The sequence below is a fragment of the Pseudomonas paraglycinae genome, from assembly GCF_021601625.1.
GTDB classification, from domain to species: domain Bacteria; phylum Pseudomonadota; class Gammaproteobacteria; order Pseudomonadales; family Pseudomonadaceae; genus Aquipseudomonas; species Aquipseudomonas paraglycinae.
Genome location: NZ_BQHR01000008.1, coordinates 190,268 through 208,604, shown reverse-complemented (window position 1 = coordinate 208,604; position 18,337 = coordinate 190,268). Strand labels below are relative to the sequence as shown.

Genomic DNA, 18,337 nt, shown 5'->3' with positions numbered 1-18,337 from the left:
CCCGGGGTTCGCCGCATCGTTAGGGTGGCCGCAACAGTCACCCTGACGAGATGTCTTGCATGCTCAACTACCTGTGGTTCTTCCTCGCCGCGCTGTTCGAAATCGCCGGCTGTTTCGCGTTCTGGATGTGGCTGCGCCAGGGCAAGAGCGCCTTGTGGGTGATCCCGGCGCTGATCAGCCTGACCCTGTTCGCGCTGCTGTTGACGCGCGTCGAAGCGACTTACGCCGGTCGCGCCTACGCCGCTTATGGCGGCATCTACATCATTGCTTCGATTGGCTGGCTGGCGGTGGTCGAGCGCATCCGCCCGTTGGGTTCGGACTGGATCGGGGTGGCGCTGTGTGTGATCGGGGCCAGTGTGATCCTGTTCGGACCACGGTTTTCCGCGAGCTGAATCTTGCAGCCTTGAAGGAAACGTCTGAAGGCTTGCGCGACCTGATGCGTAGGGAATGACTGAATTGCCCGGCGTGCATTGTAGGGCGGTCGAAACCCGCGCATCTTCGAGGCTCGCAAACCTTGAAGGACAACCCCCATGCTTGTACTCAGCCGTGTTGTCGGTGAACTGATTTCCATTGGCGACAACATCACTCTGCGCGTTCTGGCGGTCAACGGCTCCAGCGTGCGGTTCGGCGTCGAAGCGCCGGAGCAGATCGGCGTGCATCGCGCCGAGGTCTACGAACGGATCCAGCGCAAACAGGCCAGCGGCAAGGGCCGCTGACCGTTTTCAGTCGAACAGGTGCTTGGGCACGTCGTGCTTGAGCATCAACTGGCATTGCTCGCTTTCCGGATCGAAAACAATCAACGCCTGGCCTTTGGTCAGCGCCTGGCGAACCCGCAATACGCGGGTTTCCAGCGGCGTGTCGTCACCGTTGTCGGTACCGTCGCGGGTGACGAAATCCTCGATCAGGCGGGTGAGGGTGTCGACTTCGAGCGCGTCGTGGGGAATCAGCATGGGCACCTCGGCTAAATCAATGTCGGGATGCTACGGCGAATGATCGCCGAGGGCCAGACTCAGCTGTCCGAGCGTTGCCCCACCAGGCTGTCCACCGATGGCACACGGGTGTCGCTCTCCATCTGCGTTTCGTGTTCGATCTGATGACTGAAGCGATCCAGTGATCCGGTGGCCGGTTGCGCATCGCTGGCGAACACCGGCGGACTCAGAATATACGCCCCCAGCAAGCGACTGAGCGCCGCCAGGCTGTCGATGTGTGTGCGTTCGTAGCCGTGGGTTGCGTCGCAGCCGAAGGCGAGCAGGGCGGTGCGGATGTCGTGACCGGCAGTGACCGCCGAATGGGCGTCGCTGAAGTAATAGCGGAACAGGTCGCGGCGCACCGGCAGTTCGTGCTCGCCTGCCAGACGCAACAGGTGCCGCGACAGGTGATAGTCGTAAGGCCCGCCGGAATCCTGCATCGCCACGCTCACCGCGTGTTCGCTGGAGTGTTGGCCCGGCGCGACCGGGGCGATGTCGATGCCGACGAATTCGCTGACGTCCCACGGCAACGCTGCTGCTGCGCCGCTGCCGGTTTCCTCGGTGATGGTGAACAGCGGATGACAGTCGATCATCAACTCCTGACCGCTGTCGACGATGGCTTTCAGTGCTGCCAGCAGCGCGGCGACACCGGCTTTGTCGTCCAGATGTCGGGCGCTGATGTGACCGCTTTCGGTGAACTCCGGCAATGGGTCAAAGGCCACCACATCGCCGACGCTGATGCCCAGCGAATCGCAATCGGCGCGGGTCGCGCAGTAGGCGTCCAGACGCAGCTCGACGTGATCCCAACTGATCGGCATCTCGTCCACGGCCGTATTGAAGGCATGCCCGGAAGCCATCAATGGCAACACGCTGCCGCGAATCACACCGTTGTCGGTGAACAGGCTGACGCGGCTGCCCTCGGCAAACCGGCTCGACCAGCAACCCACCGGCGCCAGGGTCAGACGCCCGTTGTCTTTCACCGCGCGCACGGCGGCGCCGATGGTGTCCAGGTGCGCCGAGACCGCGCGGTCGGGGCTGTTTTTCTTGCCCTTGAGGGTGGCGCGGATCGTGCCGCGACGGGTCATCTCGAAGGGAATGCCGAGTTCTTCCAGACGCTCGGCGACGTAACGCACGATGGTGTCGGTGAACCCGGTAGGGCTGGGAATGGCGAGCATTTCCAGCAGGACTTTCTGCAGGTAGTTCAGATCCGGTTCGGGAATTTGGGTGGTCATGGAAACTCCTGTTGCGGGGCGTCATTCGCGCGTTGAACGCGGGAATGACGCCGAAGAGAGATCAAACGGCCGGCTGACTGTGCGGAAACAACAGATCGACAAACCGCTCGGCCGTCGGTTGAGGCTCATGGTTGGCGAGACCCGCTCGCTCGTTGGCTTCGATGAAGACGTACTCTGGTTGATCCGCCGCCGGCACCATCAGGTCGAGGCCGACCATCGGAATCTCCAGCGCCCGAGCCGCGCGCACGGCGGCCTCGGCCAAGGTCGGGTGCAGAATCGCCGTGACGTCTTCCAGCGTGCCGCCGGTATGCAGGTTCGCCGTGCGCCGCACGAACAGATGCTCACCGGCCGGCAGGATGCTGCTGTAGTCGTAACCGGCCGCATGCAGGGTTCGCTGGGTTTCGTGGTCCAGCGGGATTTTGCTTTCGCCGCTGGTGGCTGCTTGTCTGCGTCGGCTCTGCGCTTCAATCAACGCGCCGATGGAATGATGACCGTCGCCGACCACTTCCGCCGGCCTGCGGATCGCCGCTGCAACCACCTCGAAACCGATCACCAGAATCCGCAGGTCGAAGCCTTCGTGAAAGCTTTCCAGCAGCACGCGAGTGTCGAACTGCCTGGCCGCTTCGATGGCCTTCTGCACGTCCTCGATGGTCTGCAGATCCACCGCCACGCCTCGGCCCTGTTCGCCATCCAGCGGTTTGACCACCACTCGCTGGTGCTCATCGAGAAACGCCAGATTGTCGTCCGCATTTCCCGCCAACTGCTGCGACGGCACATTCAGTCCGGCGGCTTTCAATACTTTGTGGGTCAGGCTTTTGTCCTGGCACAGGTTCATGCTGATGGCGCTGGTCAGGTCGCTCAGGGATTCACGGCAACGCACCCGGCGCCCACCATGACTGAGGGTGAACAGTCCGGCGTCGGCGTCATCCACCTGCACATCGATGCCGCGTCGATGGGCTTCCTCGACGATGATTCGCGCGTAAGGGTTGAACTGCGCCTCCGGCCCCGGACCGAGGAACAGCGGCTGGTTGATGCCGTTCTTGCGCTTGATGGCGAACGTCGGCAGGTTGCGAAAACCGAGTTTGGCGTAGAGATTTTTCGCCTGCCGGTTGTCATGCAGCACCGACAGATCGAGGTAGCTCAGACCGCGACTCATGAAATGCTCGACCAGATGGCGCACCAATACTTCACCGACACCGGGACGCGAGCACTGCGGGTCGACCGCCAGGCACCACAGGCTGCTGCCGTTTTCCGGGTCGTTGTAGGCCTTCTGGTGATTGAGGCCCATGACGCTGCCGATCACCGCGCCGCTGTCGTCGTCTTCCGCCAGCCAGTACACCGGGCCGCCCTGATGGTGCGGGGTGAGCAGGGTGGCATCGATCGGCAACATGCCGCGCGCCTGATACAGCTGATTGATCGCCTGCCAGTCCGCGTCACTTTGCGCGCGACGAATACGGAAGCCGCGAAACACCCTGGTCGCCTGACGATAATCGCTGAACCACAAGCGCAGGGTGTCGGACGGGTCGAGAAACAGTTGGGTCGGCTCAAGGCCGAGAATCTGCTGCGGCGCCGCGACGTACAAGGCAATGTCGCGTTCGCCCGGTTGTTCGTTGAGCAGTTCCCGGGCAAGGCTGGCCGGATCGGGAAAAGTGTGGCCGATCAGCAACCGGCCCCAGCCGCAATGCACCGCAATCGGCTCGGCGGCCGGCTCGCTGCCGTCCTCGGCCAGACGCGCCTGCAAGCGTTCGTAGGACGGTGTCTGACCGCGTAGTAGCCGTTGGCTGTAAGCCGTGGCGTGAGGTTTCATCGATCAGATTCCTTGTTCGCTGAGCCACAGGTTCAAAGCCGCCAGTTGCCACAGCTTGGAGCCGCGCAACGGGGTCAACTGGCCTTGTGGATCGGTCAGCAGTTTGTCGAGCATGGCGGGGTTGAACAGGCCGCGATCCTGACTCGGATCGAGCAGCAGTTCGCGCACCCAGTTGAGGGTATCGCCCTGCAAGTGTTTGAGGCCGGGCACCGGGAAGTAACCTTTCTTGCGGTCGATCACTTCGCTCGGGATGACCAGTCGCGCGGCTTCTTTCAACACTTGCTTGCCGCCGTCCGGCAGTTTGAATTTGCCCGGAACACGGGCCGACAATTCCACCAGTCGATAGTCGAGAAACGGCGTACGCGCTTCCAGTCCCCAAGCCATGGTCATGTTGTCGACGCGTTTGACCGGGTCGTCCACCAGCATCACCGTGCTGTCCAGGCGCAGGGCCTTGTCGACCGCCGCATCGGCGCCCGGCTGTGCGAAATGTTCCTTCACGAAGTCACCGGCAGCGTCATTGGCGGTCAGCCATTTCGGCTGCACCGTGGCGGCGTAATCGTCGTAGCTGCGGTCGAAAAACGCTTCGCGATAGGCCGCATACGGATCGGCCGCGCCGTCGACTTGCGGGTACCAGTGATAACCGGCGAACAACTCGTCGGCGCCCTGGCCGCTCTGTACAACCTTGCAGTGCTTGGCCACTTCGCGGGACAGCAGATAGAAGGCGATGCAGTCGTGGCTCACCATCGGCTCGCTCATGGCGCGGAACGCAGCGGGCAGTTGTTCGATAATTTCCCTTTCGTCGATGCGCAATTGATGGTGCTGAGTGCCGTAGTGCTTGGCGATCAGATCGGAATACTGAAACTCGTCACCGCGTTCGCCACCGGCATCCTGGAAACCGATGGAAAAGGTCGAAAGGTTCTCTACGCCGACTTCGCGCAGCAGGCCGACGAGCATGCTCGAATCGACGCCGCCGGAAAGCAGCACGCCGACATCCACTGCCGCCCGTTGGCGGATTGCCACGGCTTCGCGGGTGCTGTCGAGCACGCGGTCGCGCCAGTCTTCCAGGGTCAGGTTTTTCTCGTCGTCGTGTGGGCCGTAGGGCAGGGTCCACCAGGTTTTCTGCTCGGTGGTGCCGTCCGCTTCAATGCGCATCCAGCTCGCTGGCGGCAGCTTTTCGATGCCGGCCAGCAAGGTGCGCGGCGCAGGCACCACGGCGTGGAAATTCAGGTAATGGTTGAGCGCCACCGGGTCGAGGATCGGGTTGATGTCACCGCCCTTGAGCAGCGCCGGCAGAGCCGAAGCAAAACGCAGGCGCTGGCCGGTGCGCGACAGGTACAGCGGCTTCACACCGAGACGGTCGCGGGCGATGAACAGGCGCTGGGCATCGCGCTCCCAGATGGCGAAAGCAAACATGCCGTTGAGTTTCGGCAGCAGCGCTTCGCCCCAGGCGTGGTAACCCTTGAGCAGCACCTCAGTGTCGCCGCCGGAGTAGAACGCATAACCGAGCGCTTCGAGTTCTGCACGCAGTTCCGGGAAGTTGTAGATCGCGCCGTTGAAGGCCAGGGACAGGCCCAGTTGGCTGTCGATCATCGGCTGCGCCGAGCCGTCCGACAGGTCCATGATTTTCAGGCGTCGATGGCCCAGGGCAATCGGCCCCTGGGCATGGAAGCCCCACGCGTCGGGGCCGCGAGGGGCCAGGTGATGGGTGATTCGCTCAATGGCTGCAAGGTCTGCAGGTTGTTGATCAAAACGTAACTCGCCAGCTAATCCGCACATAAAGTCCTTACCGGTTTTTCCGTTGGGGAGGGGCAATCGGGACCCGCCAAAAATGGTGGGTACTCAGAGACTGACCCCGGCGCGGACGTCGGAGTTTTAGAACAATGAGTTATAAGGCGTGATGTGCCGACCGATGGCAGGCAAGGGAGCGAGGCGCAGAAGGGAGGAGTTGGAGGGTGTTGTGCTGCTTGGGTAGGGCTGCTCGAACAGCGGTCAGTCATCACGGGATTTGCCGAACCTGCAGAGTGCAGGCCGGCGTCCCTCAGGCCTTCCCGCGAATCAGTTCACGCAAGGCAAAACGGTTGGGATGACACGCCTCGGCCACCGCTCTTGGCAGCGGCAGCGGTTCGTTGTCCAGCCACGCGGCCAGCAACTCGCCAGACAGTGGTGCAGTGATCAACCCGCGTGAGCCGTGGCCACTGTTGACGTACAGACCGTCCAGCCACGGGCACGGAGTGTCCGGCACTTGCCGGGCATCCTTGCTCAAGGCGCGATAGGCCGCGGTGAAGGCCTCGCGATCGGCGAGCGGGCCGACAATCGGCAGGTAGTCGGGGCTGGTGCAGCGGAAGGCGGCGCGGCCCTCAAGGCTGTCCGCGTCGAGTTCGCTGATGTGCAGGCGTGCGACCAGATCGGTGGAGATATCTTCGAGCATCGCCAGATTGCCCAGGTGTTCGGCGGTGGTCGGGGTCAGGTCGTCGTTATTGAAATCGAAGCTGGCGCCGAGGGTGTGTTCGCCAAAGCGTGCCGGTGCTACGTAACCTTCGGCGCAGACCACCGTGCTCAGCGCCTGACTTTGTGTGGTCTGCGCCAAGCAAGTGATCTGCCCGCGAATGCGCTTGAGGGGCAGGTCGGCGCTCTGGGCAAAACGCTTGATTTCGGCAGCACCCGCCAGCACCACGACGGGGGCTGTTGCGATCAATCGTTCACCGTCGAAGGCCTGCCACTGACCGTCAAGCTTGCGCAGCTCAATGGCTTCCTGATGGGTGAGCAGCGTGACGCCCGGTTGTGCGGCTTGCGCCTGACACAATGCGGGCGGATGCACCCAGCCGCCTTCGGGATAATACAAACCGCCATGGGCCAGACCGATCCCGGCGCGGGCCTGAGCGTCGGGTTGATCGAGCCATTGCAGAAGGTCTTCGGGAAACGCCGCCGCCAGTTGCGCCTGACGCTCGCGTTCCTTTTCATTGAACGCCAGTTGCAGCACGCCGCAGTCATCCCAGTCGGTACCGCGTTGCAGGGTTTCCAGCAGGCGACGGGTGTAGCCGAAACCGCTGACAATCAACTGCGACAGTGCGGTGCCGTGGGCGGACAGTTTCAGATACAGAACGCCTTGCGGGTTACCCGAAGCTTCCTGGGCCACCGCGTCATGCCGTTCCAGCAGACTGACCTGCCAGCCCCGTGCTGCAAGGCTGGCTGCCGTGGCACAACCGGCCAGACCGGCGCCGATCACCAGGGCTCGACGGTCACCTGTCAACGCTGTTGGGCGGGCGAACCACGGTTTTGCCGCCGCAGGTGGCGCAACACCCTCGGGCCAGCCGAGAAATTCGCCGCGCAGGATTTCCCATTTGTGGCCGATGCCCGGCGTGCGTTTCATCTTGAAGCCGGCGGCGTTGAGCAAGCGCCGCACCCAACCGGTGCTGGTAAACGTGCTGATGGTCGAGCCCGGCGCCGCCAATCGCGCCAGTTCGGCGAACAGTTCGGCGGTCCACATTTCCGGGTTTTTCGCCGGGGCGAAACCGTCGAGAAACCACGCGTCGATCTGGCCATCCAGTTGCGGCAACTGCTCCAGTGCATCGCCAATCAACAGCGTCAGGGTCACACGACCGTTATCCAGAACAATGCGCTGGAAACCTTGATGAATTGCCACGTAATGCTTGAGCAACTGATCGGAGAATGGCTTCAGGTCAGGCCACAACGCCAGCGCCCGTTGCAGGTCGGCAGGGCTCAACGGAAACTTTTCGACGCTGACAAAATGCAGCCGCGCACCGGCCACCGCATGCTGTTCGAACAACTGCCAGGCGCAGAGAAAATTCAGCCCGGTACCGAAGCCGGTTTCACCGATCACCAGTCGCCCACCCGCCGACAGCGCGGCAAAACGCTCGGCCAGACGGTTCTGTTCAAGGAACACGTAGCGGGTTTCATCGAGCCCCGACTGGTCGGAAAAATACACATCGTCGAACACTCGCGAACGCGGGCGTCCCTGGTCATCCCAGTCGAGTTGGGCGTGGGGCATTACAGGTTTCATGGCAGGCTCGGCAACGACAAGGCGGCCATTCTAGCCGATCACGCAGGCGGCGCTTGATCCATGGCAAGCCTTGCTGACGATCCCTCAAGGACAATCCGCCGCCGGCGGGAATTTCTGTGCCGCGCCAGAGCCCAATCCGCTAGTCTTGCTGAATCCTGGAAGGAGCCGTCCCTATGTTCGAATCCGCTGAAATCGGTCACGCCATCGACAAAGACACCTACGAAGCCGCCGTGCCCGCCCTGCGTGAAGCCTTGCTCGAAGCCCAGTTCGAGTTGCAGCAGCAGAAGCGTTTCCCGGTGATCATTTTGATCAACGGCATCGAAGGCGCCGGCAAGGGCGAGACGGTGAAGCTGCTCAACGAATGGATGGATCCGCGCCTGATCGAAGTGCGCACCTTCGACCAGCAGACCGACGAAGAGCTGGCGCGGCCACCGGCCTGGCGTTACTGGCGGATGCTGCCGGCCAAGGGGCGGATGGGGATTTTCTTCGGCAACTGGTACAGCCAGATGTTGCAGGGCCGGGTCCACGGCTTGTTCAAGGATCCGCGACTGGATCAGGCGATTGCCGGCGCCGAGCGCATGGAAAAGATGTTCTGCGATGAAGGCGCGCTGATCTTCAAGTTCTGGTTCCACCTGTCCAAGAAACAGATGAAGGCGCGGCTCAAGGCCCTGGCCGATGACCCGCTGCACAGTTGGCGCATCAGCCCGCTGGACTGGCAGCAATCGCAGACCTACGACAAGTTCGTCAAATACGGCGAGCGCGTGTTGCGCCGTACCAGTCGCGATTACGCGCCATGGCATGTCATCGAGGGTGTCGACCCGTACTACCGCAGCCTGACGGTCGGCAAGATTCTGCTCGAAGGGCTGCAAAACGCCTTGAAGCGTCCCGATGTGCATCCCCATGAGGTCAACGCTGCACCGTTGGGGACTTCCGTCGATCAGTTGAACCTGCTCGACAGCCTCGACCTGACCCAGCGTCTGGACAAAAAAGACTACGAAGAACAACTGATCACCGAGCAGGCGCGACTGTCGGGGCTGATGCGTGACAAACGCATGCGTCGTCACGCGCTGGTGGCGGTGTTCGAAGGCAACGATGCGGCGGGCAAGGGCGGTTCGATTCGCCGGGTCGCGGCGGCGCTCGATCCGCGTCAGTACAACATCGTGCCGATTGCCGCGCCCACCGAAGAGGAGCGGGCGCAGCCGTATCTGTGGCGGTTCTGGCGGCACATCCCGGCGCGGGGCAAATTCACCGTGTTCGACCGCTCCTGGTACGGCCGGGTGCTGGTGGAGCGGGTCGAAGGTTTTTGCAGTACCGCCGACTGGATGCGTGCCTATGGCGAAATCAACGACTTCGAGGAGCAACTGGCCGATGCCGGGGTGATCGTGGTCAAGTTCTGGCTGGCCATCGACAAGGACACGCAGATGGAGCGCTTCCAGGAGCGCGAAGAAATCCCCTTCAAGCGCTTCAAGATCACCGAAGACGACTGGCGCAACCGCGACAAGTGGGACGCCTATCGCGCTGCCGTGGGCGACATGGTCGACCGCACCAGCACCGAAATTGCGCCGTGGACCCTGGTCGAGGCCAATGACAAGCGCTGGGCCCGGGTCAAGGTGCTGCGCACGATCAACCGGGCGCTGGAAGAAGCGTTCGAGAAATCCGACAAGCGAGCCAAGAAGCACAAGGACTGAACCGATGGGCCCGCATACGCGAGGTGAATGATTGTCGCGGTCGGCGATTGGGTGGACTTATGCTCGGTCCACTCTCAACCGACTGCAACAATGAGGTATGCCATGCGTGAAGTGGTGATCGTCGACAGCGTACGGACCGGCCTGGCCAAGTCCTTTCGCGGCAAGTTCAACCAGACCCGTCCCGATGACATGGCGGCCCATTGCGTCAATGCGTTGCTCTCGCGCAACGACATCGACCCGGCCAGCGTCGAGGATTGCATCGTCGGCGCCGGCTCCAACGAGGGTGCCCAGGGCTACAACATTGGCCGCAACGTGGCGGTGCTCTCCCAATTGGGCACCGGCACCGCCGGCATGACCCTCAACCGTTTCTGTTCTTCGGGCTTGCAGGCGATTGCGATTGCCGCCAATCAGATCGCTTCGGGTTGCAGCGACATCATCGTCGCCGGCGGCGTCGAGTCGATCAGCCTGACCCTGAAAAGCGTCAACACCGATCACCTGATCAACCCGTTGCTCAAGCAGCAGACGCCCGGCATCTACTACACCATGGGCCAGACCGCCGAAGTGGTGGCGCGCCGTTATGGCGTCAGCCGTGAAGCCCAGGATCGTTACTCGCTGCAAAGTCAGATCCGCACCGCCCAGGCGCAGGCTGCCGGCCTGTTCAACGATGAAATCGTGCCGATGGCGGTGAAGTACCGTGTTGAAGACAAGAACAGTGGGGAGGTGCAGATCCTCGACGGCCTCGTCGATCGCGACGACTGCAATCGCCCGGACACCACCTATGAAAGCCTCGCCGGGTTGAAACCGGTGTTCGCCGAGGACGGTTCGGTGACTGCCGGCAACTCGTCGCAGTTGTCCGACGGCGCCTCGATGACGCTGGTGATGAGCCTGGAAAAGGCCCTGCAACTGGGGCTCAAGCCTAAGGCGTTTTTCCGTGGGTTCACCGTGGCCGGTTGCGAGCCGGATGAAATGGGCATCGGCCCGGTGTTCTCGGTGCCGAAGCTGCTCAAGGCCAAAGGCTTGCAGGTGGCGGATATCGATCTGTGGGAATTGAACGAAGCGTTCGCCTCGCAGTGCCTGTACGCCCGTGACCGTCTGGAAATCGACAACGAGAAGTACAACGTCAACGGCGGCTCGATTTCCATCGGCCACCCGTTCGGCATGACCGGGTCACGGCAGGTCGGGCATCTGGTGCGCGAGTTGCAGCGGCGCAATCTGCGTTACGGGATCGTGACCATGTGCGTGGGCGGCGGGATGGGCGCGACCGGGTTGTTTGAGGCCGTACGCTAGTTCGACCTGCCAGAATCCATCAACTGCATCCGCGCGATGTACGCGCGGATTTCCTGCTCGGCTTTCTCGTGGCTGTCGAACGGCCCTTCGAGGGTGTTTTCCCGGGTGCTGAAATACAGTTCGCCGTTGACCCGGCACACGCGGTCGCTGCGAAAGTGCGTGGCGGGGGCGGTGTCCTGGGCGCGCATGCCTAACATGACGGGGTCTCCTTGGTGAGTGATGTCCCGTGCTGGATCCAAGAAGCTTATGCCTGAACCACTTACCTTGCCCGGCCGGCCGATCAACGGCCCATCGTCAATTTTCTGCTGCGACCTGCACAGTTTCATTTGCGGCTGGAGCGCAACTGTCCCTGTGTCGGGCAGGGGCTGTGCGCCTAGAATGAGCGCTCCTGTCTCTGGCGCTTGGGGTTCTCATGCACGTTTCATCGGGTCGTTGGGTGTACGGCATGTTCCTGGCGTTGTTGACGGCGTTTCTGTGGGGAATCCTGCCGATCAAGCTCAAGCAGGTGCTGGTGGTGATGGACCCGGTCACGGTGACCTGGTTTCGCCTGCTGGTGTCCGGCGGCTGTCTGTTCCTTTATCTGGCGGCGACCAAAAGGTTGCCGAGTCGCAAAGTGCTCGGGCCGAAGGGCGGCTGGCTGGTGCTGATGGCGGTGCTCGGGCTGGTGGGCAACTACGTGCTGTACCTGATGGGCCTGAACCTGCTCAGCCCCGGCACTGCGCAACTGGTGGTGCAGATGGGGCCGATCATGCTGCTGATCGCCAGTCTGTTTGTGTTCAAGGAGCGCTTCAGTATTGGTCAGGGCATTGGTCTGGCAGTGCTGCTGATCGGTTTTGCATTGTTCTTCAATCAACGTCTGGCTGAATTGCTCACGTCTTTATCCGACTACACCGCTGGCGTGTTGCTGGTGCTGCTGGCGTCGACGGTCTGGACCTTTTACGCACTGGGTCAGAAGCAATTGCTGACGGTGTGGAATTCGCTGCAGGTGATGATGGTGATCTACCTGTTCTGCGCCCTGTTGCTGACGCCTTGGGTGCATCCGCTCGAAGCACTGTCGCTGAACCCGTTGCAGGGCTGGCTGTTGCTGGCGTGCTGCATGAACACCCTGATCGCCTACGGCGCGTTTGCCGAGGCGCTGGCGCATTGGGAAGCCTCACGGGTCAGTGCGACGCTGGCGATCACGCCGTTGGTGACGTTCGGTGCAGTGGCCGTGGCGGCCGGGGTGTGGCCTGAATATGTGCACGCCGAACAAATCAATCTGCTGGGGTATGCCGGGGCGGTGCTGGTGGTGCTGGGTTCGGCGCTGGTGGCGCTCGGGCCTTCGCTGATTGCCGGGCTCAAGGCCCGGCGGGCGAAACTGTTGGTCGGATGACCTTCCCGTGCCGGGCACGGGAAGGATCGGGATGACTCAGCCCTTGGCCCCGGCCTCGATCATGTTCTCCGGCCGCACCCAGGCATCGAACTCTTCATCGGTCAGATAACCCAGCTCCAGCGCCGCTTCACGCAGAGTCTTGCCTTCGCTGTAGGCCTTCTTGGCGATTTCCGCCGACTTGTCGTAGCCGATGTGCGGGTTCAGCGCCGTTACCAGCATCAGGCCGCGTTCCAGATGTTTCGCCATGACTTCGGCGTCCGGCTCAAGCCCGGCGATGCAATGCTGCTGGAAATTGCTGCAGCCATCGGCCAGCAGGCGGATCGATTGCAGCAGGTTATGGATGATCACCGGTTTGAACACGTTCAGTTGCAGGTGACCCTGACTGGCGGCGATGCCGATCGCCACATCGTTGCCCAGCACCTGACAGGCGAGCATCGACAACGCCTCGCACTGGGTCGGGTTGACCTTGCCGGGCATGATCGAACTGCCCGGTTCGTTGGCCGGCAGGCGCACTTCGGCAAAACCGGCACGCGGACCGGAACCCAGCAGACGCAGGTCGTTGGCGATTTTCATCAGCGCCACGGCGAGGGTTTTCAGGGCACCGGACAGCGTAGTCAGTGGCTCATGGCCGGCGAGGGCGGCGAACTTGTTCGGTGCGGTGACGAACGGCAGGCCGGACAACGCCGCCAGTTCAGCGGCAATCGCTTCGCCGAAACCGTGCGGCGAGTTGAGCCCGGTGCCGACCGCGGTGCCGCCCTGCGCCAGCTCGCAAACTGCCGGCAGCGCCGCGCGAATTGCCCGTTCGGCGTAATCCAGCTGCGCTATGAAACCGGAAATCTCCTGGCCGAAGGTGATCGGCGTGGCGTCCATCATGTGGGTGCGACCGGTTTTCACCAGTTTCATGTGTCGCGCCGACAGTTCGGCCAGGCCGCCCGACAGCTCGGCGATCGCCGGCAACAGTTGGGTCTGCACCGCTTGCGCAGTGGCGATGCTCATGGCGGTGGGGAAGCAGTCGTTGGAGCTCTGCGAGCGGTTGACGTGATCGTTGGGGTGCACCGGCGTCTTGCCGCCGCGCGGGTTACCGGCCAGTTCGTTGGCGCGGCCGGCAATCACTTCGTTGGCGTTCATGTTGCTTTGGGTGCCGCTGCCGGTCTGCCAGACCACCAGCGGGAACTGGTCGTCATGCTGGCCGTCGAGCACTTCGTCGGCGGCCTGTTCGATCAGGCGGGCGATGTCGGCAGGCAGATCGCCGTTGCGGTCGTTGACCCGGGCCGCGGCTTTCTTGATCAGGGCCAGTGCGTGCAGTACCGGCAAGGGCATGCGTTCCTGGCCGATGGCGAAGTTGATCAGCGAGCGTTGCGTCTGAGCGCCCCAGTAAGCGTCGTCCGGGACCTCGATCTGGCCCAGGCTGTCGGTTTCGATACGGCTCATCGTGCACACTCCTGTTGGTCTGTTTGCGCAGTTTAGGCCGGTGTCGGCCCGGGTGGTTCCATCCGGTCGATTGTTGACCGGCAAATCCCCGCCAATCAAGCACGGCAAGGCCCGGGGGTTGAGCCGCAGCGTTATTCAGGCGCAGAATGGTCGCCCTTGGGGTTTTACCTCGCCTAGCTGAAAAGGAAACTCGATGACTCGTCTTCGTGCCATCTGCACCGCGGTTGCCCTGGTTTGCGCCAGCGGCCAGGTGCTTGCCGATACCGCCAGCCACAACGCCAGTGCCGAAGCTTTCCTGACCCTGGCGCACGCTGACAAGCTGGGCACTCCGGTGTACATGCAGGTTCAGCAAATGTTCGCCCAGCGTTTTGAACAGACCAAGGCGCCGGAATCCAAGAAAGCCGTTCTGGATACCTATCAGGCCAAGGCCAATGCCGCTCTGGATCAGGCCATTGGCTGGAACAAGCTGAAACCGGACATGGTCAAGCTCTACACCAGCAACTTCAGCGAATCCGAGCTGAAAGACCTGGTTGCGTTCTACCAGTCGCCACTGGGCAAGAAAGTTCTGGAAAAAATGCCGCAGCTGACCCAGCAATCGGCCCAGATGACCCAGGCCAAACTGGAAAGCGCCGTACCGGTGGTCAACAAGCTGCTGGACGACATGACCAACGAGCTGGCACCGAAAGGCGCGGCTCCGGCCAAGAAGAAGTAAGCGGAGTTCGTGATGACCATGCAACAACGCATCGAATCGACGCTGGCGCTGCTTCAGCCTGAGCATCTGCAAGTGCTGGACGAAAGCCACATGCACAGTCGCGGGTTGCAGACCCACTTCAAGGCAGTGGTGGTCAGTGCGCAGTTCGAAGGCCTGAACCGGGTCAAGCGCCACCAGAAAGTCTACGGCACGCTCGGCGAGCTGATGGGCGAGTTCCATGCGTTGGCGCTGCATACCTACACCCCGCAGGAATGGGCAGAGACAGGCGTCGCTCCGGCGTCGCCGACCTGTGCCGGCGGCAGCAAGCATTGAGCCTTGCAGCAATGAACTGAGGTTTTTTGCTAGAATCCGCAACGCGCCGCTCACCCGGCGCGTTTTTTTTCGCATCCGGTTCACCCTTTACGAGGGTAGCCACCTGGAGAAATACCCATGACACAACCGATTGTCGTGGCGGCACTGTACAAGTTCGTCACCCTCGAAGATTACGTCAACCTGCGCGAGCCTCTGCTGCAAGCGATGGTCGACAACGGCATCAAAGGCACCCTGCTGATCGCCGAAGAAGGCATCAACGGCACGGTGTCCGGCAGCCGCGAAGGCATCGACGGCCTGCTGGCCTGGCTGCGCAACGATCCGCGCATGGTCGATATCGATCACAAGGAATCGTACTGCGACGAGCAGCCGTTCTATCGCACCAAGGTCAAGCTCAAGAAAGAGATCGTGACCCTGGGCGTCGAAGGCGTCGACCCGAACAAGAAGGTCGGCACCTACGTCGAGCCCAAGGACTGGAACGCGCTGATCAGCGATCCGGAAGTGCTGCTGATCGACACCCGCAACGATTACGAAGTCTCGATCGGCACCTTCGAAGGCGCCATCGATCCGAAAACTACCAGTTTTCGCGAATTCCCCGACTACATCAAAGAACACTTCGACCCGGCCGTGCACAAGAAGGTCGCGATGTTCTGCACCGGCGGCATTCGCTGCGAAAAAGCTTCGAGCTACATGCTTGGCGAAGGCTTCGAAGAGGTTTACCACCTTAAGGGCGGTATCCTGAAGTACCTCGAAGAGGTGCCGCAGGAAGAAACCAAATGGCAGGGCGACTGCTTCGTCTTCGACAACCGCGTGACCGTGCGCCATGACCTGAGCGAAGGCGACTACGATCAGTGCCATGCCTGCCGCACCCCGGTCAGCGTTGAAGATCGCGCCTCCGAGCATTACGTGGCCGGCATCAGCTGCCCGCACTGCTGGGACACCCTGAGCGAGAAGACTCGCCGCAGTGCGATCGACCGCCAGAAACAGATCGAACTGGCAAAAGCGCGCAACATGCCGCACCCGATCGGCTACAACTATAAGCAAGCATCCACCGAGGCTTAATCATGTCTGCACGCCTGCTCTATGTGATGGATCCGATGTGTTCGTGGTGCTGGGGATTTGCCCCGGTCGCCAAGGCATTGGTGGAGCAGGCGCAGGCAGCCGGGGTGGAACTGCACCTGGTGGTCGGCGGGTTGCGCACCGGCAGTGGTGCGGCGCTGGAGCCGACCACCCGGCGCTACATTCTCGAACACTGGCAGGCGGTCACCGAGGCCACCGGACAGCCGTTCAAGCTGGAAGGCGCGTTGCCGGACGGCTTTGTCTACGACACCGAACCTGCCTGCCGGGCCATCGTCACCGCGCGCAGCCTGGCACCGGATTGCGCGTGGAAACTGGTCGGGTTGATCCAGCACGCGTTTTACGCTGAAGGTCGCGATGTCACCCAGGCCAGCGTTCTGGTGGAGCTGGCGGAGCAGGCCGGCGTCCCGCGCATCGAATTTGCTGCGCTGTTCGATCATGCCGATCAGCACAAGGCAACCCAGGCCGATTTCAGTTGGGTGCAGGATCTGGGCATCGCCGGATTCCCGACCCTGCTCGCCGAACGCAACGGCCAACTGGCGTTGCTGACCAACGGCTACCAGCCGCTCAGTGAACTGTCGCCGTTGCTCGGTCGATGGCTGGAGCGCGCGGTCTGTGTCTGACCCGGCCGATGACACGCCAGCCGTCAAGCGTGTCGACCGGCTGAGCTGGGCTGAAGTCCGGCGACTGGCACTTCATCACAAAAAATCCCTGTGGATCGCCAACGGCGTGGCCGTACTGGCGACGCTGTGCAGCGTGCCGATTCCTCTGCTGTTGCCGTTGCTGGTGGACGAAGTCCTGCTCGGCCACGGCGATGCCGCGCTGAAAGTCATGAACCACGTGCTGCCCTCAATGTGGCAGCAAGCGGCGGGCTACATCGGCCTGATGCTGGTGGTGACGCTGACCCTGCGCTGCAGCGCCCTGTGTTTTGGCGTGTTGCAGGCGCGGTTGTTTGCGCGGCTGGCCAAGGACATCGTTTATCGCATTCGCGTGCGTTTGATTGAACGACTCAAACGGATCTCCCTCGGCGAATACGAAAGCCTCGGTAGCGGCACGGTTACCACGCACCTGGTCACCGATCTCGATACCCTCGACAAGTTTGTCGGCGAAACCCTCAGCCGTTTCCTGGTGGCGATGCTGACGCTGGTCGGTACCGCCAGCATCCTGATGTGGATGCACTGGAAGCTGGCGCTGCTGATCCTGCTGTTCAACCCGCTGGTGATCTACGCCACCGTGCAGTTGGGCAAACGGGTCAAGCACCTGAAGAAACTGGAGAACGACAGCACCTCGCGCTTCACCCAGGCGCTGAGCGAAACCCTCGATGCGATCCAGGAAGTGCGCGCCGGCAACCGGCAGGGCTTCTTCCTCGGACGGTTGGGTCTGCGTGCGCAGGAAGTGCGCAACTACGCGGTTAACTCGCAGTGGAAGACCGATGCGTCGAACCGCGCCAGTGGTCTGCTGTTCCAGTTCGGCATCGATATTTTCCGCGCGGCGGCCATGTTGACGGTGTTGTTCTCCGACCTGTCGATCGGCCAGATGCTCGCGGTGTTCAGCTACCTGTGGTTCATGATCGGCCCGGTCGAACAACTGCTGAACCTGCAGTACGCCTATTACGCGGCGGGCGGTGCGCTGTCGCGGATCAACGAACTGCTGGCCCGCGCCGACGAGCCGCAATACCCCGGCGGCGTCGACCCGTTCAAGGGCCGCGATACCGTCGGGATTCAGGTGCAGGGTCTGAGCTTCGGTTACGGCGACGAACTGGTGCTGGATCAGTTGAACCTGTCCATCGCGCCGGGCGAGAAAGTGGCGATTGTCGGCGCCAGTGGCGGCGGCAAAAGTACCTTGGTGCAATTGCTGCTGGGCCTTTACACGCCACTGGCCGGGACGATCCGTTTCGGCGGATCGACCCAGCAGGAAATCGGCCTGGAAACGGTCCGGGAAAACGTGGCTGTGGTGTTGCAACATCCGGCGCTGTTCAACGACACCGTACGCGCCAACCTGACCATGGGCCGCACCCGCAGCGATGAAGCCTGCTGGCAGGCACTGGAAATCGCCCAGCTCGAACCCACCATCCGCGCCTTGCCGGACGGGCTGGACAGCATCGTCGGCCGCGCCGGCGTGCGTCTGTCCGGCGGTCAGCGCCAGCGTCTGGCCATCGCGCGGATGATCCTCGCCGAACCCAAAGTGGTGATCCTCGACGAAGCGACGTCAGCCCTCGACGCCGCCACCGAATACAACCTGCACCAGGCCATGGCGCGCTTTCTCCATGGCCGCACCACGCTGATCATCGCCCACCGCCTGTCAGCGGTGAAGCAGGCGGATCGGGTGCTGGTGTTCGACGGCGGGCAAGTGGCCGAAGACGGCGACCACCAGCAACTGATTGCCGATGGCGGGTTGTACGCCAAGCTTTATGGGCATTTGCAGAGGTTGTAG

Annotated in this window: 17 protein-coding genes; 10 read left to right on the top strand and 7 right to left on the bottom strand. The window is 62.3% G+C overall.

The genetic code is table 11. The annotated features are described in order from the left end of the window. Positions 1-59 precede the first annotated feature (59 nt). A complete protein-coding gene (locus L6D82_RS14190) occupies positions 60-392 on the top strand; it encodes a YnfA family protein (RefSeq protein ID WP_007950874.1) in 333 nt (110 codons plus the stop codon). Positions 393-530: 138 nt separating this feature from the next. Next, complete coding sequence (gene csrA / locus L6D82_RS14185) at positions 531-716, top strand: carbon storage regulator CsrA (RefSeq protein ID WP_039770603.1); 186 nt, start codon at positions 531-533, stop codon at positions 714-716. A 6-nt stretch (positions 717-722) separates the two neighbouring features. On the opposite strand, the gene L6D82_RS14180 is transcribed toward csrA, so the two are convergent. The 5 genes from L6D82_RS14180 to mnmC form a co-directional block, all read right to left on the bottom strand. Beyond that, positions 723-950: a YheU family protein gene (locus tag L6D82_RS14180; protein WP_003172962.1), complete on the bottom strand. Its 228-nt coding sequence runs from the start codon at positions 948-950 to the stop codon at positions 723-725. Positions 951-1,009: 59 nt separating this feature from the next. After that, the gene (locus L6D82_RS14175; protein ID WP_007950879.1) at positions 1,010-2,200 is read right to left on the bottom strand and encodes an osmoprotectant NAGGN system M42 family peptidase; all 1,191 of its coding nucleotides are present in this window, start codon (positions 2,198-2,200) and stop codon (positions 1,010-1,012) included. A gap of 61 nt (positions 2,201-2,261) precedes the next feature. Continuing rightward, positions 2,262-4,007: an N-acetylglutaminylglutamine synthetase gene (gene ngg, locus L6D82_RS14170; RefSeq protein WP_236189731.1), complete on the bottom strand. Its 1,746-nt coding sequence runs from the start codon at positions 4,005-4,007 to the stop codon at positions 2,262-2,264. 3 nt (positions 4,008-4,010) lie between these two features. After that, positions 4,011-5,783 carry an N-acetylglutaminylglutamine amidotransferase gene (locus tag L6D82_RS14165; protein WP_236189721.1) on the bottom strand — a complete coding sequence of 591 codons (1,773 nt, stop codon included), beginning with the start codon at positions 5,781-5,783 and terminating at the stop codon, positions 4,011-4,013. Between the two features lie 262 nt (positions 5,784-6,045). Then, positions 6,046-8,028, bottom strand: coding sequence for a bifunctional tRNA (5-methylaminomethyl-2-thiouridine)(34)-methyltransferase MnmC2/FAD-dependent 5-carboxymethylaminomethyl-2-thiouridine(34) oxidoreductase MnmC1 (gene mnmC / locus L6D82_RS14160; protein ID WP_236189713.1), 1,983 nt, complete (start codon positions 8,026-8,028; stop codon positions 6,046-6,048). A gap of 173 nt (positions 8,029-8,201) precedes the next feature. Here mnmC and pap point away from each other — a divergent pair, with 173 nt between their 5' ends. Continuing rightward, positions 8,202-9,716, top strand: coding sequence for a polyphosphate:AMP phosphotransferase (gene pap / locus L6D82_RS14155; protein WP_102686489.1), 1,515 nt, complete (start codon positions 8,202-8,204; stop codon positions 9,714-9,716). A gap of 102 nt (positions 9,717-9,818) precedes the next feature. Further along, positions 9,819-11,003, top strand: a complete 1,185-nt coding sequence (locus L6D82_RS14150; protein WP_102686488.1) for a thiolase family protein — start codon at positions 9,819-9,821, stop codon at positions 11,001-11,003. Here L6D82_RS14150 and L6D82_RS14145 read toward each other — a convergent pair. Next, positions 11,000-11,200, bottom strand: a complete 201-nt coding sequence (locus L6D82_RS14145) for a DUF6316 family protein (protein ID WP_085745022.1) — start codon at positions 11,198-11,200, stop codon at positions 11,000-11,002. The two genes, L6D82_RS14150 and L6D82_RS14145, sit on opposite strands and share 4 nt — an antisense overlap. Before the next feature lie 215 nt (positions 11,201-11,415). On the opposite strand from L6D82_RS14145, the gene L6D82_RS14140 reads away from it, so the two are divergent. Next, entirely contained in the window at positions 11,416-12,375 is a 960-nt protein-coding gene (locus tag L6D82_RS14140) for a DMT family transporter (protein ID WP_129972539.1), read from the top strand. Positions 12,376-12,411: 36 nt separating this feature from the next. Here L6D82_RS14140 and L6D82_RS14135 read toward each other — a convergent pair whose 3' ends face one another. Continuing rightward, positions 12,412-13,806, bottom strand: coding sequence for a class II fumarate hydratase (locus L6D82_RS14135; RefSeq protein WP_039770582.1), 1,395 nt, complete (start codon positions 13,804-13,806; stop codon positions 12,412-12,414). 193 nt (positions 13,807-13,999) lie between these two features. On the opposite strand from L6D82_RS14135, the gene L6D82_RS14130 reads away from it, so the two are divergent. The 5 genes from L6D82_RS14130 to L6D82_RS14110 all read left to right on the top strand — a co-directional run bounded on the left by L6D82_RS14130 (position 14,000) and on the right by L6D82_RS14110 (position 18,337). Beyond that, on the top strand, positions 14,000-14,518 hold the full coding sequence (locus tag L6D82_RS14130; RefSeq protein WP_007950895.1) for a DUF2059 domain-containing protein: 519 nt from the start codon (positions 14,000-14,002) through the stop codon (positions 14,516-14,518). A gap of 12 nt (positions 14,519-14,530) precedes the next feature. Beyond that, positions 14,531-14,830 (top strand): BolA family protein, encoded by a 300-nt coding sequence (locus L6D82_RS14125; protein WP_007950896.1) that lies wholly within the window; start codon positions 14,531-14,533, stop codon positions 14,828-14,830. 117 nt (positions 14,831-14,947) lie between these two features. Next, positions 14,948-15,889 carry an oxygen-dependent tRNA uridine(34) hydroxylase TrhO gene (trhO, locus tag L6D82_RS14120; RefSeq protein WP_011335384.1) on the top strand — a complete coding sequence of 314 codons (942 nt, stop codon included), beginning with the start codon at positions 14,948-14,950 and terminating at the stop codon, positions 15,887-15,889. 35 nt (positions 15,890-15,924) lie between these two features. Further along, entirely contained in the window at positions 15,925-16,527 is a 603-nt protein-coding gene (locus tag L6D82_RS14115) for a DsbA family protein (protein WP_236189875.1), read from the top strand. Beyond that, positions 16,520-18,337, top strand: a complete 1,818-nt coding sequence (locus L6D82_RS14110; protein WP_102717094.1) for an ABC transporter ATP-binding protein — start codon at positions 16,520-16,522, stop codon at positions 18,335-18,337. Before L6D82_RS14115 ends, L6D82_RS14110 begins: the two co-directional genes overlap by 8 nt.

Excerpts from the sequence above, each read along its gene's own strand:
- L6D82_RS14190 (WP_007950874.1), top strand. The coding sequence starts at position 60 with ATGCTCAACTACCTGTGGTTCTTCCTCGCCGCGCTGTTCGAAATCGCC.
- csrA (WP_039770603.1), top strand. The coding sequence starts at position 531 with ATGCTTGTACTCAGCCGTGTTGTCGGTGAACTGATTTCCATTGGCGAC.
- L6D82_RS14180 (WP_003172962.1), bottom strand. The coding sequence starts at position 950 with ATGCTGATTCCCCACGACGCGCTCGAAGTCGACACCCTCACCCGCCTG.
- L6D82_RS14175 (WP_007950879.1), bottom strand. The coding sequence starts at position 2,200 with ATGACCACCCAAATTCCCGAACCGGATCTGAACTACCTGCAGAAAGTC.
- ngg (WP_236189731.1), bottom strand. The coding sequence starts at position 4,007 with ATGAAACCTCACGCCACGGCTTACAGCCAACGGCTACTACGCGGTCAG.
- L6D82_RS14165 (WP_236189721.1), bottom strand. The coding sequence starts at position 5,783 with ATGTGCGGATTAGCTGGCGAGTTACGTTTTGATCAACAACCTGCAGAC.
- mnmC (WP_236189713.1), bottom strand. The coding sequence starts at position 8,028 with ATGAAACCTGTAATGCCCCACGCCCAACTCGACTGGGATGACCAGGGA.
- pap (WP_102686489.1), top strand. The coding sequence starts at position 8,202 with ATGTTCGAATCCGCTGAAATCGGTCACGCCATCGACAAAGACACCTAC.
- L6D82_RS14150 (WP_102686488.1), top strand. The coding sequence starts at position 9,819 with ATGCGTGAAGTGGTGATCGTCGACAGCGTACGGACCGGCCTGGCCAAG.
- L6D82_RS14145 (WP_085745022.1), bottom strand. The coding sequence starts at position 11,200 with ATGTTAGGCATGCGCGCCCAGGACACCGCCCCCGCCACGCACTTTCGC.
- L6D82_RS14140 (WP_129972539.1), top strand. The coding sequence starts at position 11,416 with ATGCACGTTTCATCGGGTCGTTGGGTGTACGGCATGTTCCTGGCGTTG.
- L6D82_RS14135 (WP_039770582.1), bottom strand. The coding sequence starts at position 13,806 with ATGAGCCGTATCGAAACCGACAGCCTGGGCCAGATCGAGGTCCCGGAC.
- L6D82_RS14130 (WP_007950895.1), top strand. The coding sequence starts at position 14,000 with ATGACTCGTCTTCGTGCCATCTGCACCGCGGTTGCCCTGGTTTGCGCC.
- L6D82_RS14125 (WP_007950896.1), top strand. The coding sequence starts at position 14,531 with ATGACCATGCAACAACGCATCGAATCGACGCTGGCGCTGCTTCAGCCT.
- trhO (WP_011335384.1), top strand. The coding sequence starts at position 14,948 with ATGACACAACCGATTGTCGTGGCGGCACTGTACAAGTTCGTCACCCTC.
- L6D82_RS14115 (WP_236189875.1), top strand. The coding sequence starts at position 15,925 with ATGTGTTCGTGGTGCTGGGGATTTGCCCCGGTCGCCAAGGCATTGGTG.